15 protein-coding genes and 2 rRNA genes are annotated in these 16,788 nt (G+C 69.2%); 12 read left to right on the top strand and 5 right to left on the bottom strand.

Features of this window, described 5'->3' with window-relative positions; translation table 11 throughout:
- Positions 1-75: ribosomal RNA gene (locus tag ACIPV2_RS13900) — 23S ribosomal RNA — on the top strand; the annotation flags it as partial.
- Between the two features lie 103 nt (positions 76-178).
- Positions 179-295: ribosomal RNA gene (gene rrf, locus ACIPV2_RS13895) — 5S ribosomal RNA — on the top strand.
- 329 nt (positions 296-624) lie between these two features.
- Here rrf and ACIPV2_RS13890 read toward each other — a convergent pair.
- Positions 625-1,413, bottom strand: a complete 789-nt coding sequence (locus ACIPV2_RS13890) for an IclR family transcriptional regulator (protein WP_400842204.1) — start codon at positions 1,411-1,413, stop codon at positions 625-627.
- Between the two features lie 51 nt (positions 1,414-1,464).
- Here ACIPV2_RS13890 and hutH point away from each other — a divergent pair, with 51 nt between their 5' ends.
- The 5 genes from hutH to ACIPV2_RS13865 all read left to right on the top strand — a co-directional run bounded on the left by hutH (position 1,465) and on the right by ACIPV2_RS13865 (position 7,594).
- Positions 1,465-3,006, top strand: coding sequence for a histidine ammonia-lyase (gene hutH, locus ACIPV2_RS13885; protein WP_400842202.1), 1,542 nt, complete (start codon positions 1,465-1,467; stop codon positions 3,004-3,006).
- The gene (gene hutU / locus ACIPV2_RS13880) at positions 2,999-4,678 is read left to right on the top strand and encodes a urocanate hydratase (protein WP_400842200.1); all 1,680 of its coding nucleotides are present in this window, start codon (positions 2,999-3,001) and stop codon (positions 4,676-4,678) included. Before hutH ends, hutU begins: the two co-directional genes overlap by 8 nt.
- Positions 4,675-5,901 carry an imidazolonepropionase gene (hutI, locus tag ACIPV2_RS13875; protein ID WP_400842198.1) on the top strand — a complete coding sequence of 409 codons (1,227 nt, stop codon included), beginning with the start codon at positions 4,675-4,677 and terminating at the stop codon, positions 5,899-5,901. Before hutU ends, hutI begins: the two co-directional genes overlap by 4 nt.
- On the top strand, positions 5,898-6,803 hold the full coding sequence (locus tag ACIPV2_RS13870) for an arginase family protein (RefSeq protein WP_400842196.1): 906 nt from the start codon (positions 5,898-5,900) through the stop codon (positions 6,801-6,803). Before hutI ends, ACIPV2_RS13870 begins: the two co-directional genes overlap by 4 nt.
- 146 nt (positions 6,804-6,949) lie before the next feature.
- Positions 6,950-7,594 (top strand): SDR family oxidoreductase, encoded by a 645-nt coding sequence (locus ACIPV2_RS13865; protein ID WP_400842194.1) that lies wholly within the window; start codon positions 6,950-6,952, stop codon positions 7,592-7,594.
- A 26-nt stretch (positions 7,595-7,620) separates the two neighbouring features.
- On the opposite strand, the gene ACIPV2_RS13860 is transcribed toward ACIPV2_RS13865, so the two are convergent.
- Positions 7,621-8,898: a DUF445 domain-containing protein gene (locus tag ACIPV2_RS13860; RefSeq protein ID WP_400842192.1), complete on the bottom strand. Its 1,278-nt coding sequence runs from the start codon at positions 8,896-8,898 to the stop codon at positions 7,621-7,623.
- 34 nt (positions 8,899-8,932) lie between these two features.
- Here ACIPV2_RS13860 and ACIPV2_RS13855 point away from each other — a divergent pair, with 34 nt between their 5' ends.
- The 5 genes from ACIPV2_RS13855 (at position 8,933) to ACIPV2_RS13835 (ending at position 13,378) form a co-directional block, all read left to right on the top strand.
- Positions 8,933-9,205 (top strand): metal-sensitive transcriptional regulator, encoded by a 273-nt coding sequence (locus tag ACIPV2_RS13855; RefSeq protein WP_400842190.1) that lies wholly within the window; start codon positions 8,933-8,935, stop codon positions 9,203-9,205.
- 133 nt (positions 9,206-9,338) lie between these two features.
- Complete coding sequence (locus ACIPV2_RS13850) at positions 9,339-10,499, top strand: ABC transporter ATP-binding protein (protein WP_400842188.1); 1,161 nt, start codon at positions 9,339-9,341, stop codon at positions 10,497-10,499.
- A complete protein-coding gene (locus ACIPV2_RS13845) occupies positions 10,496-11,671 on the top strand; it encodes an extracellular solute-binding protein (RefSeq protein WP_400842186.1) in 1,176 nt (391 codons plus the stop codon). The genes ACIPV2_RS13850 and ACIPV2_RS13845 overlap by 4 nt, the downstream gene beginning before the upstream one ends.
- Entirely contained in the window at positions 11,664-12,554 is an 891-nt protein-coding gene (locus ACIPV2_RS13840; RefSeq protein WP_400842185.1) for an ABC transporter permease, read from the top strand. Before ACIPV2_RS13845 ends, ACIPV2_RS13840 begins: the two co-directional genes overlap by 8 nt.
- The gene (locus ACIPV2_RS13835; protein ID WP_101188910.1) at positions 12,551-13,378 is read left to right on the top strand and encodes an ABC transporter permease; all 828 of its coding nucleotides are present in this window, start codon (positions 12,551-12,553) and stop codon (positions 13,376-13,378) included. The genes ACIPV2_RS13840 and ACIPV2_RS13835 overlap by 4 nt, the downstream gene beginning before the upstream one ends.
- Positions 13,379-13,454: 76 nt before the next feature.
- Here the strand turns inward: ACIPV2_RS13835 and ACIPV2_RS13830 are convergent, their stop codons facing one another.
- The 3 genes from ACIPV2_RS13830 to ACIPV2_RS13820 are packed head-to-tail and all read right to left on the bottom strand — an operon-like array spanning position 13,455 to position 16,780.
- Positions 13,455-14,822, bottom strand: a complete 1,368-nt coding sequence (locus tag ACIPV2_RS13830) for an aspartate aminotransferase family protein (RefSeq protein ID WP_400842182.1) — start codon at positions 14,820-14,822, stop codon at positions 13,455-13,457.
- A 51-nt stretch (positions 14,823-14,873) separates the two neighbouring features.
- Entirely contained in the window at positions 14,874-16,034 is a 1,161-nt protein-coding gene (locus ACIPV2_RS13825; RefSeq protein ID WP_400842180.1) for an acyl-CoA dehydrogenase family protein, read from the bottom strand.
- Positions 16,031-16,780, bottom strand: a complete 750-nt coding sequence (locus tag ACIPV2_RS13820) for an alpha/beta fold hydrolase (protein ID WP_400842178.1) — start codon at positions 16,778-16,780, stop codon at positions 16,031-16,033. The genes ACIPV2_RS13825 and ACIPV2_RS13820 overlap by 4 nt, the downstream gene beginning before the upstream one ends.
- Between the last annotated feature and the right edge of the window lie 8 nt (positions 16,781-16,788).

Here is a 16,788-nt window from a genome sequence, read left to right as displayed (position 1 = left end):
GGGTTGATAGGCCAGATGTGGAAGCGTGGCAACACGTGCAGCTGACTGGTACTAATAAGCCGATGACTTGATAACACTCCTTTCTGCGAGATGAAAGCGTCCACTTTGTGGTTCTCGACGTACGGTCGGAACCGAACAACCACACTCAACGTGTGCGTTGCCGAAACGTCAATAGTGTTACGGCGGCCATAGCGTGAGGGAAACGCCCGGTCACATTCCGAACCCGGAAGCTAAGCCTCACAGCGCCGATGGTACTGCAGGGGGGACCCTGTGGGAGAGTAGGACACCGCCGGACTTCTTCTGTGAAAGAGCCACCCATTGTTGGGTGGCTCTTTTGCGTTAAGTGCGCATGATTTGACTTCCCCTGCGGACGGGCTATGGTCAGTGGTTACCGAACCCGCCAGCCGAAAGAGGGGAAGCGAGTACATGTCTGGAAAGACACCGCAGTCACGAGCCGGGAAGAAGGCACCCCAGCTCTCACTCAAGGAGAAGAGAGCGGAGAAGCGCGCGAGGCGCGAACCGGAGTCCTTCCTCAAGCCCCGCAAGGGCGCATCGGGCTGACCCCGACTCGTCGAGGGCGTCGTGGAGACTGTGTACCGCAGCCTCCCGACGCCCTTCGTCGTCTCAGCGGCGGTCGTATCCCAGCCTGGTCTGCAGAATCCGCGCCGCCTCCTGCACCTCCGTCACGGCAGGGGCATCGCGCACGCCCTCCCACGTCACCGCGACCGCCGCGATGGGCCATCCGCCACGGTCGTGCACTGCCGCGGCTACAGACCGGAAACCAGGCGTCACCTCGCCATCCTCTGTGGCGAGACCGGTCTGTCGCGCCTCACGGAGCACCTCACGCAGTTCGGATGGGCGCATGGGGCCGCTGCCTGTCCGGTCGGTGAAGGCATCGGCATCCGGATACAGCGCCCGGACCTGCGCGCGGGGGAGCGCCGCCAGCATCGCTCGCCCGGTCGCGGTCAGATGCGCGGGCAGCCGGACGCCGACGTCGGTCACCAGGGCGGGCCGGCGTGCAGCGCGCTCCTCGACGATGTACAGCACATCCCGCCCGCTCATCACCGCCAGATGGGCGTTCTCGCCGACGCGGTCGGCGAGAGCGGCGAGGATCGGCCGTCCGAGCCGCGCCAGCGGCTCCTGTCTGGCGTAGCCCCCCGCGAGTTCGAACGCGCTGGTGCCCAGCCCCCATCGCCGCTCCTGCGGAAGGTGGACGACGAAGCCGTGCTCCTCGAGCGTCGCGAGGAGGTGATAGACGGTGGAACGCGGGATCCCGAGCTCCCGTGCGAGCGCTGTCGCCGCGATCGGTGCGGGACGCCGGGCCAGGTGACGCAGGATGCGCAGCGTCTGGTCGGCTGCCGGCACCTGCGGACGGGCCGTCTGGGCATCCGGTGGGTCTGGGATCACAGACACAGTCTGCCATTCCGCTCCCCATCAGAAGCGGGGACGGTGTGGAATCGAGACATGCAGCATTCCTCACCCGTGGTCGTCGGCGCCGCTCCTCTGTCCCCCGCCGATGTCGTCGCCGTCGCCCGCCGCTCTGCCCGCGTGGAGATCGCCGGCTCTGCCCGCGACCGTGTCGCGGCCGCGCGCACCGTCATCGACGGCCTGGCCGCCGACCCCGATCCGCACTACGGGGTATCGACCGGCTTCGGTGCCCTCGCCACGACCTTCATCGCGCCGGAGCGGCGTCGACAGCTGCAGGTCAGCCTGATCCGCTCCCACGCCGCCGGCACGGGAGCCGAAATCGAGACCGAGGTCGTGCGCGCGCTGCAGCTGCTTCGCCTGCAGACCCTGGCATCCGGGCACACGGGCGTGCGTCCCGTCGTCGTCGACACGTACGCGGCCATGCTCAACGCCCGCATCACCCCGGTCGTCCGCGAGTACGGCTCGCTCGGCTGCTCGGGCGACCTCGCCCCGCTCGCCCACGTCGCGCTCGCGTCGATGGGTGAAGGCGATGTGCGGGATGCCGATGGTGCGCTCGTCCCCGCCGCCGACGCTCTCGCCGCCGCCGGCATCGACCCGCTCGTGCTCGTCGAGAAGGAGGGCCTCGCGCTCATCAACGGCACCGACGGGATGCTCGGGATGCTGCTGCTGGCCCTGCACGACCTGGACAACCTCCTCACGACGGCGGACCTCGCCGCCGCGATGTCGATCGAGTCGCAGCTGGGCACTGATGCGGTGTTCGCGGCCGACCTGATGGCGCTGCGTCCGCAGCTGGGTCAGGGCACCTCGGCTGCGAATCTGCGCGCCTTCCTCGGCGACTCGCCCATGGTGCACAGCCACAAGGGGCCCGAGGACGGGCGTGTGCAGGACGCCTATTCGCTGCGCTGCTCGCCCCAGGTGCACGGCGCGGCCCGCGACACGATGGCGCACGCGGCGTTGGTCGCCGAGCGGGAGCTGGCATCCGTGATCGACAACCCGGTGATCACCAGCGACGGCCGCATCGAGTCGAACGGCAACTTCCACGGAGCGCCCATCGCCGCGGTGCTCGACTTCCTCGCGATCTCGGTCGCGGATGTGGCATCCGTCTCCGAGCGCCGCACCGACCGCGCTCTCGACCCTGCCCGCAGTCACGGGCTGCCGCCTTTCCTCGCCCACGAGGTGGGCGTGGACTCGGGTCTGATGATCGCCCAATACGCCGCCGCCGGCATCGTCTCCGAGCTCAAGCGCCTCGCCGTGCCGGCATCGGTCGACTCGATCCCGTCCTCCGCCATGCAGGAGGACCACGTGTCGATGGGCTGGTCCGGTGCGCGCAAGCTGCGGCGTGCCATCGACGGCCTCACGCGCGTGCTCGCCATCGAGATCCTCACCGGCGCCCGTGCCCTCGACCTGCGCGCACCCCTGCAGGCCGGGCCCGCGACGGGTGCCGTCCGCGACCTCGTCCGCACCGTGGCCGCGGGCCCCGGGCCCGACCACTTCCTCTCACCCGACATGGAGGCCGTGACCGAGCTCGTCCGCTCGGGCGCCGTCCTCCGCACTGCGAAGGAGCATGCGCATGTCTGAACACGCCCCGCACGACCCCAGCCGCAAGATCCGCGCGGCCCGCGGCAACGAGCGCACGGCGAAGAGCTGGGGCGCCGAGGCGGCCAAGCGGATGCTGATGAACAACCTCGACCCCGAGGTCGCCGAGCATCCGGAGGATCTCGTCGTCTACGGCGGCACGGGACGAGCCGCCCGCAGCTGGGAGGCGTACGACGCGATCGTGCGCACCCTCGACGAGCTCGAGGCGGATGAGACGCTGCTGGTGCAGTCCGGCAAGCCGGTCGGGGTGTTCCGCACCCACGAGTGGGCGCCGCGCGTGCTCATCGCGAACTCCAACCTCGTGGGCGACTGGGCGACCTGGCCCGAGTTCCGCCGGCTCGAGGCCGAGGGACTGATGATGTACGGCCAGATGACCGCCGGCTCGTGGATCTACATCGGCACGCAGGGCATCCTGCAGGGCACCTACGAGACCTTCGCGGCCGTCGCCCGCTCGCTGGGCAGGGAGTCCCTCAAGGGCACCCTCACCCTCACCGCCGGCGCCGGCGGCATGGGCGGCGCGCAGCCGCTCGCGGTCACCCTCAACGACGGCGTCGTGCTGATCGTCGATGTCGACGAGTCGCGCCTCGCGCGCCGCGTCGACCACGGCTACCTCGACGAGTACACCACCGACCTCGATGCGGCTGTCACTCGCGTCGTCGCCGCCAAGCAGGCCGGTGAGGCGCTCTCGGTCGGTGTCGTCGGCAACGCCGCGGAGATCTTCCCCGAGCTCAAGCGCCGTCAGGATGCCGGTGAGCTGACCTTCGACGTCGTGACCGACCAGACCAGCGCGCACGACCCGCTCGCATACCTGCCGCTCGGTGTCTCGGTGGCGGACTGGAAGGCCGAGGCGGAGCGCGACGCCGAGGACTTCACCCGGCGCGCGCGCGAGGCGATGGCCGCGCACGTCGCTGCCATGGTCGCGTTCCAGGACGCCGGGGCGGCCGTCTTCGACTACGGCAACTCGATCCGCGCCGAAGCGCAGCTGGGCGGCTTCGATCGCGCCTTCGACTTCCCCGGGTTCGTGCCGGCTTACATCCGTCCGCAGTTCGAAGAGGGCCGCGGGCCCTTCCGCTGGGTCGCACTCTCCGGCGACCCCGAGGACATCTACCGGACCGACCGCGCCATCGCCGAGCTGTTCCCCGACGACAAGGCGCTGCACCGCTGGCTCGCCAAGGCCGGCGAGAAGGTGCACTTCGAGGGCCTTCCTGCTCGCATCTGCTGGCTCGGATACAAGGAGCGTCACCTCGCCGGGCTGAAGTTCAACGAGATGGTCGCCTCGGGCGAGCTCTCGGCGCCCATCGTGATCGGCCGCGACCACCTCGACTCGGGCTCCGTCGCATCTCCGTACCGTGAGACCGAGGCCATGAAGGACGGCTCTGACGCCGTCGCCGACTGGCCGCTGCTCAACGCGCTGCTGAACACCTCGTCGGGCGCCAGCTGGGTCTCGCTGCACCACGGCGGCGGCGTGGGCATCGGCCGCTCGATCCACGCGGGTCAGGTGACCGTCGCCGACGGCTCGGAACTCGCGGCCCAGAAGCTCGAGCGCGTGCTCACCAACGACCCGGGCACCGGAGTGATGCGCCACGTCGATGCCGGCTACGAGCACGCGCGCGACATCGCCCGCGAACGCGGACTCAAGGTGCCGATGCTGTGACCACCACGCTCATCACGAACATCGGGGAGCTGACGACGAACGTCGGTCCTTCGACAGGCTCAGGAACCCAGACGCATGAGGACGGCACGGTGCAGGACGCCGCCGTTCTCATCGAGGACGGACTGATCTCCTGGGTCGGTCCTTCGGCAAGCTCAGGAGCCCAAAGCGGCTCAGGGGCCCAGTCAACGCCGGCCGCCGACGAGATCGTGGACGCCGGAGGACGCGCTGTCATCCCCGGCTTCGTCGACAGCCACAGCCACATCGTGTTCGGCGGCGATCGGGCAGCCGAGTTCGAGGCGCGCATGGCCGGACAGAAGTACGCCGCAGGCGGCATCCGTTCCACCGTCGCCGCCACCCGGCGGGCGAGCGACGACGAGCTGCGAGCACGGGTGCGCGGTTTTCTCGACGAGATGCTCGCCCAGGGCACGACGACCGTCGAGATCAAAAGCGGCTACGGGCTCGACGTCGAGACCGAGCAGCGCCTGGTGCGTCTCGCGGCCGAGGTGACCGACGAGGTCACCTACCTCGGCGCGCACGTCGTGCCCGCGGAGTACGCCGACCGGAGCGACGCCTACGTCGATCTGGTGATCGGCGAGATGCTGGATGCCTGCGCCCCGCACGCGAAATGGATCGACGTGTTCTGCGAGACCGGCGCGTTCAGCGTCGCGCAGTCGCGGCGGGTGCTCGAGGCAGGCATCACCCGCGGCCTGAGGCCGCGGGTGCACGCCAGCCAGCTCGGGCCCGGCGAGGGGGTGCAGCTCGCGATCGAGCTCGGTGCCGCCTCGGTCGATCACGGCACCTACCTGACCGACGATGACGTCGCGGCGCTCGCCGCATCCGACACCGTGCTCACCCTGCTGCCAGGTGTGGAGTTCTCGACCCGGCAGCCGTACCCCGACGCCCGCCGCCTGATCGACGCCGGGGTCACGGTCGCCATCGCGTGCGACACGAACCCCGGCTCGAGCTTCACCTCGTCGATGCCGTTCTGCATCGCGCTCGCCGTGCGCGACATGGGGATGACGCCGGGCGAAGCGATCTGGGCCGCGACCGCCGGGGGAGCGGCCGCGCTGCAGCGCTCCGACATCGGCGTGGTCGCACCCGGCGCGCGGGCCGATCTGGTCCTGCTGGATGCTCCGACGCGGGTGCATCTGGCGTATCGGCCTGGCGTCCCGCTCGTGCAGCAGGTGTGGAAGGACGGCGCGTCCGTCTGGCGGAAGGGATGAGCATGGCACTCTCGCACGACGAACTCTGGCCCCGCGCGGGGTCGTGGCCCGCGCCGAAGGCCGGGCAACGGGCGGATGCCGCGCTCATCGGCATCCCGACCTGGCGCACGTCGCTGTCACCGACCGGCGCGCACGCGACGCCGGCGGCGATCCGCGATGCGCTGCCGCGCTACAGCGCCACGCTGATGGGGCCGCCGATGGTCGACCTGAACGAGACCCTGCGCATCGTCGACGCTGGCGACGTGCACGAACCAGACGGGGACGAGGGCGTGCAGCGCGGCGTCGTGAGGGTGCGCGAACTCGCCGAGCAGACCCGCCTCGTCATCGCACTCGGCGGCGACAACTCGCTCACGTACCCTGTCGCCCGCGGCGCCGGAGCCGACGGGCTGATCACGCTGGACGCGCACTTCGACCTGCGCGACGACGTCTCCAACGGCTCACCGGTGCGTCGCCTGGTCGAAGACGCTCCCGAGGGTGAGCGCATCGACCCGACCCGCATCGTCCAGATCGGCATCGCGGACTTCGCGAATTCCGCCGCCTACGCGGAACGCGCCGCCGAGTGGGGGATCCGCGTGATCACGCTCGACGAGGTGCGCGAGAAGGGCATCCCCGCGGTGGTGGCGGAGGCGCTCGCCGTCGCCGGCGCGGGCTCCCGCATCCATCTCGACATCGATGTCGATGTCGTTGACCGCGCCGCCGCGCCCGGCTGCCCGGCCAGCGTCCCCGGCGGCCTCGCCGCGGGGGAGCTGCGCGCGCTGGTGCGCGCCATTGCCGCGGATGAGAAGGTGGTCAGCGCCGACATCGCAGAGGTGGATGCCACCGCGGATGCCGACGACGCGCGCACCGTGCGCCTCGCGGCGCTCTGCGTGCTGGAGCTGCTCGCGGGTCTCGCCGCCCGCTGAGCCCTGGCCCGGTCGCGCTTTCATCGGCGAGAAACCACATCCCGCGTGAGAAAGCACCCCTGTGCGTGTTTCTCATGCGCGTTGTGGTTTCTCACGGGCACGGCCGCGCCGGCCCGCGGCGGATGACGACGGCGTAGCGTGGAGCCATGACTCGAATCCTGATCTTCGGCGGCCACGGAAAGGTCGCCCTGCTGCTTGCTCCTCTTCTCTCAGCACGTGGTGACGAGGTGAAGGCCGTGATCCGCAATCCCGACCACGCCGACGACGTCCGTGCGGCAGGCGCTGAGCCGGTCGTCTTCGACGTCGAGCATCAGGACCAGGCGGCGATCGCCGAACTGCTCGCCGGGCACGACGCCGTGGTGTGGTCGGCGGGTGCCGGGGGTGGGGATGCCGCGCGCACGCGCGCCGTCGATCACGACGCGGCCGTGCGGTCGATGGACGCGGCGGCGGATGCCGGGGTGCGCCGCTACGTGATGGTGTCGTACTTCGGGGCATCGCCCGATCACGGCATCCCGGAGGACAACCCCTTCCACACCTATGCCGAGGCGAAGGCCGCGGCAGACGAGCACCTGCGCTCGTCGCAGCTCGACTGGACGGTGCTGGGCCCGAGCGGACTCACCCTCGAGGAGGGAACGGGGCGCATCGACGTCACCTCGAGTGAGTCGGACCAGGTGTCGCGCGCGAACGTCGCTCAGGTCATCGCGCAGGTGCTCGTCGAGGACGCCACCATCGGCCGGACCATCCTCTTCAATGACGGGGATACGCCGATCGCCGAGGCGCTGCGCGCCTGAGACACGCCCTCATCCCCGGCGCCGGATCAGGCGCCGGGGATGAGGGCGTGCGCGATGGCGTAGATCGCCAGTCCCGCCAGCGCACCCACCACGGTGCCGTTGAGCCGGATGTACTGCAGGTCGCGCCCGACCATGAGCTCGATCTTCTCGGTGGTCTCGGCCGGGTCCCACTTCTCGACGGTGTCGGTGATGATCGATGCGATGTCGTGGCGATACCGGTCGACGAGGAACACGGCGGCGTCCGTCGCCCAGCCGTCGACCCGCGCCTGCAGTGCCGGGTCGGTGGCCAGCCGCTGCCCGATCTCGGCGATCGCAGCAGCGGCCCGACGGCGCAGCCCGCTCTCGGGCTCGGCCAGGGCGTCGAGCAGCCCGGTCTTCGCGGTGTTCCAGACCTGCGCAGCGAGCTCGCCCACGCGGGGGCTGTCGAAGAGCGTCGTCTTCGCGCTCTCCAGTCGGTCGCGCATGGCCTCGTCGTGCTGCAGACCGTCGGCGAGGCGCCCGAGGTAGCCGTCGAGGGCGATTCGGGCCGGATGCCGGGGGTCGGCGTGCACGGCGCGCACGAACTTCAGCGCCTCGCTGTACGCCGTCTCGTCGACGAAGCGGTGCGCCAGACGGGGCACCCACGACGGCAGGCGGCGGGAGATGAGGCCCTGGAAGGCCGTGGCGTTGTTCTCGAGCCACGCGCCGAGACTGTCGACGGCGAGGTCGACGGCCCCGCGATGCGCGTCGGCCTCGACGATGCGCTGCAGCCAGGTGCCGGCGGACGGCGCCCAGTCGGGCTCGATGAGATGCTCGCGAGCGAGGTCGGCGATCAGGCTCTGCACGTCGTCGTCGCTCAGCGCGCGCAGCACAGCGGACGCCGCCGTCGAGGCTTCGGACGCCACGCGCTGGGCATGCGCCTCGTCGGTGAGCCATTCGCCGAGGCGCTGCGAGAGTGCGGTCGTCGACAGCTTCGCGCGCACGACGTCGCCAGCGAGGAAGTTCGTCTCGATGAACTCGCCGAGCGTGCGCCCGATCTCGTCCTTGCGGTTGGGGATGATCGCGGTGTGCGGGATCGGCAGCCCGAGCGGGCGGCGGAACAGCGCCGTCACGGCGAACCAGTCGGCGAGCGCGCCGACCATGCCTCCCTCGGCGGCCGCCCGCACGTAGCCGAGCCAGGGAAGCCGGGATTCGAGCCAGAAGGAGAAGACGAACACGACGGCCATGAAGATCAGTGCACCGAGGGCCACCGCCTTCATCCGGCGCAGGCCGCGCAGCCGCTCCTGATCGGCGGGCGAGAGCAGCGCCATCGGTGTTCGCGACATGCCGACATCCTTTCACGGTGACTACGCTGGAAGGGTGATCGACGACATCAAAAAGCGTGCACTGCACCGCACCAGCATCCTCGAGGGTCAGCTGCGCGGCATCGCGCGGATGATCGAGAGCGAGGAGTACTGCATGGACATCATCACGCAGTCGCGCGCCGTGCAGCGCTCGCTCGAGTCGCTCAATCGCCTGCTGCTCGAGAACCACCTGCGCACGCATGTCACGCACATGTTCGAAGAGGGCGGCGACGAGCGCGAGACCGCGGTCGGGGAACTGCTCAAGGCCTTCGACTTCGACCGCAAGTGAGTCATATCCACTGTCCATCCGGCAATTGACGACGGATATCGTCGCGCTATTCGCCCCATTCTTCGTTTTTCGCTGTACCTGGGCCTCCTCCTGTGCTTGACTGACGACAGTCAGATCTCACCGTGGAGGTTCCATGACCGATTCCGCACCCGCGGCGACCGCACCCGACTCCGGCACAGCGAACGGAGGCGTCGAGATCGTCGGCGTCACCAAGCGGTACGGCGACAGCATCGCCGTCGACGACCTCGACCTGTCCGTCCGCGCCGGCGAGTTCCTCTCGCTCCTCGGTCCCTCAGGATGCGGCAAGACCACCACCCTGCGCATGATCGCCGGATTCGAGCATCCCGACAGCGGCGACATCCGCATCTCGGGCCGCAGCGTTCTCGGACTGCCGCCGCACCGACGCGAGGTGAACACCGTCTTCCAGGCGTATGCACTGTTCCCGCACATGACCGTCGCCGAGAACGTCGCCTACGGCCTTCAGCAGCGCAGGGTTCCCAAAGCAGAGCAGCGCGAGCGCGTCATAGAGGCGCTCGACATGGTGCAGCTGCGCCGGTTCGCCGACCGCAAGCCCACCATGCTCTCGGGAGGGCAGCAGCAGCGCATCGCGCTCTCCCGTGCCCTCATCAACCGCCCCAGCGTGCTGCTGCTCGACGAGCCGCTCGCCGCGCTCGACCGTCAGCTGCGTGAGGACATGCAGGTCGAGCTGAAGCTGCTGCAGGCGCGCCTCGGGATCACGTTCGTCTTCGTCACCCATGACCAGGGCGAGGCCCTGTCGATGAGCGATCGCATCGCCGTCATGCGCGCAGGTCGGATCGAGCAGCTCGATGCGCCCGATGCCGTCTACAGCGAGCCCGCCTCCGCATACGTGGCCTCCTTCATCGGCCAGCAGAACTTCATCGCCGGCACAGTCGCCGACGTCCCCGACAGCCTCGAGACCGGGCTGGGGACGATCGACGGGCGGTGGGGCCGCGACCGCGTCGGAAGAGGGACGGCCGCCGTGGCGACGATCCGTCCTGAGCTCATCCGGCTCGCCGCGCCCGGCGCGCCAGGAGCGGGAGCGGACGGGCGCGTGCTCAGCGTGTCGTACCTGGGCGAGACGCTGCAGGTCGTCGTGAGTGCGGGCGAAGGGCAGACGCTGCTCGTGCGCACGCCGGCGCCGACGGCCGCCCGCGTCGCGGTCGGTGACGATGTGCGCTGCCTCTGGTCGACATCCGACGTCCGACTGTTCGCCGCCGACGGGGCGCCGACCGCGGCCACGCATGTGATCGCCCTGCCGAAGGTCGCGCGATGAGGCCCGAACCGGTGCGGGTGCTCGCCCACCGCGGCGCGGCGGGCATCCTGCGCAGCGAGCTCACCCGACGCGGCTTCCTGGCGACCGCGCTCGCCGCGGGAGGCACGATGCTGTTCACCGCGTGCGCGCCCGGGCAGGTGGGAATGGCGCCCCAGGCGAAGGGCGGCCCGCTTGAGGATCGCCTCTCGATCTACACCTGGAGCGACTACGACGACCCTGAGATCCTCTCCGAGTTCACCTCGCAGGCAGGGCCGAGGATCGTCGTCGACGCCTTCAACTCCAATGAGGAGCTGATCGCGAAGCTGGTCGCCGCCCGGGGCACCTCGGGCTACGACATCGTCGTGCCCAGCGGGCTGTTCGTCATGCCGATGGCTGAGAACGGGCTGCTCGAGAAGCTCGACCTCGACCTCATCCCGAACTTCTCGACGATGAATCCCGCGTTCATCCACCGTACGTTCGACCCCGACAATTCGTACTCGATCTGCAAGGCGTGGGGCACCACCGGCTTCGTGTACGACAAGCGAGTGATCAACCGCGAGCTCACCGACTGGTCCGATTTCATCGATGCGGCGCAGAACGAGGCATCCGGCCGGACGTCGGTGCTCGACGATCCCGCGCCGCTCTGCGGGATCTACCACTGGTCGCACGGCATCGACTGGAATACGACGAGGAAGAAGGATCTGGATGCCTGCGAGAAGTTCCTCGTGAACGAGCTCGCACCGCACATCTCGATCTTCGACTCCGCGCCCGGCGGCCAGGTCATCCCGCAGGCGACGGCCGCACTGGTGCAGTCCTACAGCGGCGACGCGCGGATCGGCATCGACGAGTCCGACGACCCCGAGCGCTGGCAGTGGGTGCTCGGCGCCCCGGACACGGAGCTGTGGATGGACAACTGGGCGATCGCCAAGGGAGCGCGGCATCCTGAGGCCGCGCACGCGTTCATCGACTACATGATCTCCCCCGACATCCAGGTGCAGCAGGTCGACTACATCGGATACGACACCGGGGTGCAGGGCACGCAGCAGAAGGCCGAGGAGGCCGAGCTCGACCGCCTCGACATGGTCTACTTCAGCGACGAGCAGGTGAAGACGATGCACGAGCAGAAGTTCACCGAGGCGCAGGAGCGCATCGTGTCGATCTGGAACAGGGTGAAGGTGGCCGCCGGTGCGTAGAGTCAGACTGCCGTATGCGCTGGCCCTGCCCGCCTGGGTGTGGCTCGCGATCTTCTTCATCGTGCCGATCGGCGTCGTGGTCTGGTACAGCTTCGGCTACAAGCCGAGCATCTTCTCGACGAACTCGAACGACATCCTGTCCTTCGACAGATACGTCGAGGCACTCTCGCCCACGTTCCTGGTCACATTCCAGAACACGCTGTGGGTGGGAGTGCTGGGCACCCTGCTGTGCCTCATCATCGGGGCCCCCGTCGCATACTGGATCGCCGTGAAGGCGCCGCCGTCGCGACGCGGCATGCTGCTCGCACTGGTGATGGTGCCGTTCTGGACGAACTTCCTCGTGCGCACGATCGGCTGGCAGGTGATCCTCGCGCCAGAAGGATGGCTGTCGGGAATGCTGCAGTTCATCGGGGTCATCCCCGGTCCGCTCGACGCGCTGAACACGCGAGGTGCGGTGCTGCTCGGTGTCGTCTACAACTACCTGCCGCTGATGATCCTGCCGCTGTACGTGGCGTTCGACAGAGTCAGCGGACCACTGCGCGAGGCGAGCAAGGACCTCGGCGCGAACAGCATCGTCACGTTCGCCCGCGTCACGATCCCGCTCGCCCGTCCCGGCATCATCGCCGGCGTGCTGCTGGTCTACATCCCGCTCATGGGCGACTACATCACCGCGACGGTGCTGGGCGGTGCGAAGGGAGCCATGGTCGGTCAGCTCGTCGCCAGTCAGTTCCAGACCGCGCAGAACTGGGCGCTCGGGTCGGCCATGGCGGTGCTGCTGATCGTGATGATCGGCATCTCCATCGCGCTGGCGGCGCTGCTGCTGTGGCTGGTCACGATCCCGATGCGACGACGTCACACTCTGAGGCTGGGAGCTGAATCATGAGCCGCTGGATCCTGCCGGTGTGGTCGACGCTGGTGTTCGTCTTCCTGTTCCTGCCGATCGTCGTGATCATCATCTACTCCTTCAACGTCGGTCGGCTGCTCGTCTCGTGGGACCACTTCGGTTTCGACTCGTTCACCGCGATCGTCACGAAGCCCGCCATCCGCGACGCCGTGCTCGTGTCGGTGCGCACCGGGCTGATGGCCGCGGTGCTGGCCACCTTCCTGGGCACGCTGGCGGGGATCGCGATGGCGCGCAACCCCGGCAAGTGGGTGTACTGGTTCCTGGGCATCCTGCTGCTGATCGCCGTCACGCCCGAGATCGTCGACGCCGTCGCCCTGCTGCCGTGGATGGTGTTCCTCGGGCAGGATGCGGGGATGAGCGTGTTCAACGACGGCAGCGTCCGCCTGGTCATCGGCCAGTCGCTCTTCTCGATAGCGATCGTCTCGTACATCGTGCGCGCGCGACTGGTCGGCCTCGATGAGAGCCTCGAAGAGGCGTCGGCAGATCTGTACGCGCCGCCGCTGCGCACATTCCTGAAGGTCACGCTTCCCCTCGCCATGCCCGCAGTGCTGGCAGGATTCCTGCTCTCGTTCACTCTCGGCCTCGACAACACGGTCGTCTCGGCGTTCGTGCAGGTCTCGGGGACGACGCCGTGGCCCGTGTACGTGCTCAGCGCGCTGCGCAGCGGCCTTCGCCCCGAGATCGCCGCGGTGTCGACGATCATGCTGGTGCTGACGCTGGCATCGCTCGCGCTTGTCGCCTTCGTGCTCAAGCGCGCCGGCGACTCGGCATCCGACATCGCCCGCACCATGGGCGGCGGCTGACCCGCCTCTGCGCACAGTTCCCGCCGAGACCTGCAGCAGCTGCTGCAGGTCTCGGCGGGAAGTGCAGGTCTCGGCGTCAGAGGATGCGGGCGGCCTCGCCGAGCACGCCGCGCAGGATGTCGCCGATCTCGCGGAACTCCGCAGGGCCGATCGTCAGCGGCGGTGCGAGCTGGATGACCGGGTCGCCGCGGTCGTCGGCGCGGCAGTAGAGCCCGGCGTCGAAGAGCGCCTTGGAGAGGAAGCCGCGCAGCAGCCGCTCGGACTCCTCGGCGTCGAAGGTCTGCTTGGTCGCCTTGTCCTTCACGAGCTCGATGCCGAAGAAGTAGCCGTCGCCGCGCACATCGCCCACGATCGGCAGGTCCAGCAGCGTCTCGAGTTCGGCGCGGAACAGCGGCGAGTTCTCGCGCACGCGTGCGTTCAGCCCCTCCTCGTCGAAGATCGCGAGGTTCTCGAGCGCGACGGCGGCCGAGACCGGATGCCCGCCGAAGGTGTACCCGTGCGGGAAGAAGGTGTCACCCTGCGCGAACGGCTCGTAGATGCGGCTGGAGATGATCGTGGCGCCGATGGGGGAGTAGCCGCTGGTCATCCCCTTGGCGCAGGTGATCATGTCGGGGACGTAATCGAAGGCGTCGCAGGCGAAGGTGTGACCGAGGCGCCCGAACGCGCAGATGACCTCATCCGAGACGAGCAGCACGTCGTGACGGTCGCAGATCTCGCGCACGCGCTGGAAGTATCCGGGTGGGGGAGGGAAGCATCCGCCGGAGTTCTGCACGGGCTCGAGGAAGATCGCGGCGACCGTGTCAGGCCCTTCGAACAGGATCATCTCCTCGATCCGGTCCGCCGACCACTTCGCGAAGGCGTCGGGGTCGGACGGAGCGCCCATCTCGGCTGCCCGGTAGATGTTCGTGTTCGGCACCCGGAATCCGCCCGGGGTGACCGGTTCGAACATCTCCTTCATCGCCGGGATGCCGGTGATGGCCAGCGCCCCCTGCGTCGTGCCGTGATAGGCGATCGCGCGCGAGAGCACCTTGTGCTTGCCGGGGCGGCCGCGCAGTCGCCAGTACTGCTTGGCGAGCTTGAACGCCGTCTCGACGGCCTCGCTGCCGCTGGTCGAGAAGAACACCCGGTCGAGGTCTCCCGGCGCTTCGGCGGCGAGCCGCTCGGCGAGCTCGATCGCGGCCGGGTGCGCGTACGACCAGAGCGGGAAGAACGCCAGTTCCTGCGCCTGCGCGGCGGCGGCCTCGGCGAGTCGGCGCCTGCCGTGGCCGGCGTTGACGACGAAGAGTCCCGCGAGCCCGTCGATGTACTTCCTGCCCGTCGCATCCCAGATGTGATGACCCTCGCCCTTGACGATCACCGGAACATCGGACGACGCCATCGTCGATTGACGGGTGAAGTGCATCCAGAGGTGTTCCTTCGCTTTCCGCTGCAGTTCTATGCTCATGTGTCGATATTGACACCGAAGCGGCGCGAAGACAACAGAATCCGAAGGCTGTCAGCTCTGCAGCGGTCCCAGCCAGGCGGATGCCGCCGTGGAGTGCGCCGACTCCGGATCCGACGGGTGGAACATGCCCGCGAGCACGTCGCGGTACAGCCGCGAGAGCTCATTCGACGAGAAGTAGGATCCGCCGCCGGCGACGAGCATCGCCTCGTCGACGACCTGCTTCGCCATCACGACGGCTCGGTGCTTCAGTCCCGAAAGCAGCGTGAACCAGCGCGCCCCGTGATCGGCGAGCTCGTCGACATCTCGCGCGAGTGCGGCGATCTGCGGCGGCAAGGCGTCGTACGCGAGTGCCATGTCGGCAATCCGCCAGCGGATGTCGGGATCCTGGCTGTACGCCGCCCCGGTCTTCTTGGAGCGCCGGGCCTTCGCTGTGGCGACCGCGAGGTCGAGCCCGCGTCGCGCGATGCCGGTGTAGACGGAGGCGAGCAGGATCTCGAAGACGCTGAAGATGCCGAACACGATCGGATCCGGGTTCGGGCCGGGGTCGATGCGCCGGACCACGTGCTCGGGTGCCGCGACCGCGCCGTTCAGGCGCGTGGTGCGGCTCTGCGTGCCGCGCATGCCGAGGGTGTCCCAGTCGTCGCTCGTGACGACGGCGTCTGTGCGCTCGATGAACGCGAACACCAGCTTCGGGGCATCCGGACTCGTGGTGTCGAGGCCGTGCAGACCGAGCTTCGTCCACACCGGTGCGAGCGAGGTGAAGATCTTGGTGCCGGTGAAGGCGTAGCCCCCGTCGCCCTGCGGCAGGGCATCCGTGTCGCTGCCGAACAGGACCAGATCGTTGCCGCCCTCGCTGATGCCGAACGCGAACACCTCGCCAGTCGCCGCGCCGTCCTGCACGAACTCCAGTCCGGGCACCCCGCGATCGCTGAACACCTTCGCCACACCCGTCCACACCAGGTGCATGTTGATCGCGAGCGCCGTGGCGGGAGCCGCGGAAGCGAGGCGCTGCTGCAGCACCGCCGCTTCGGCGAGCCCGAGGCCGGCACCGCCGCGCTCGCGGGGGACGAGGATCGACAGGTACCCGGCCTCGCGCAGCTCGTCGAGGTCCTGCTGCGGGAACGTGTTCTCACGATCGTGCACCGCGGCGCGCTCGCTGATGCGCTCGAGCAGGTCGTCGGGCAGGTGGCGGGCGGGGTCGAACGCGCTCAAGAGAGGGCCTCCAGGATCTGACGGGTCGTCTCATCAGGACGATCCCGGTGCGGCGAGTGGCCGGCGCCGGACACGACCGACATGGTGACGTGCGGGTTCTCGACCACGGAGTCGGCCAGCTCGCCGGTGAACAGGCTGTACACCTCGGGGTCGGCTCCGACGATGTGGGTCGGGATGCCGAGCCGCGCTGCCTGCGTGCGCACGTCCCACGGCTCGTTCTGCACGCTGGTCTGCTCGATGGCCCACCGGCTGGCGCGCAGCACGGCATCCACCTTCAGCTCCACGTCCTGCGGATGCCAATCCGGATGCTCGGCGCGCACCGACGCGATGTCGGGGGACGCGAAGGCGCGCTGCTGGCTGCGGCGGATGATCCCCTGGTCGCGTCCGGCGACGTGGATCGCCGGGTCGATCAGCACAAGACGTCGCGCCCATCCGGATGCCGTGGTCGCCGCGACCACGGTGGCGGCGCCGCCCAGAGAGTGGCCGATCACGGCATCCCACTCTCCGCCGTCGTCCGGACGGACGGCACCGACGTCGGCGCCGTATGCCGCGACGGAGTAGTCGAGGGCGCGGGGGGCGTCGCCGTGGCCGCGCAGGTCGACCGCGGTGGCCTGCCATCCGGCATCCGCCAGCGCAGTGCCGATCCGCCACATCAGTGCGGCGGACGATCCGAGACCGTGGACGAGGAGGGCGCGGCGCGGGCCGTCGCCCCACACCAGGCGGGGGAGCGTGAGGGGTGCGGGCACGCCACCAG

Source organism: Microbacterium sp. NPDC089987, from assembly GCF_044748505.1.
GTDB lineage: Bacteria > Actinomycetota > Actinomycetes > Actinomycetales > Microbacteriaceae > Microbacterium.
The sequence above is the reverse complement of the archived record's forward strand: the minus strand, read 5'-3'. Positions and strand labels throughout refer to the sequence as shown.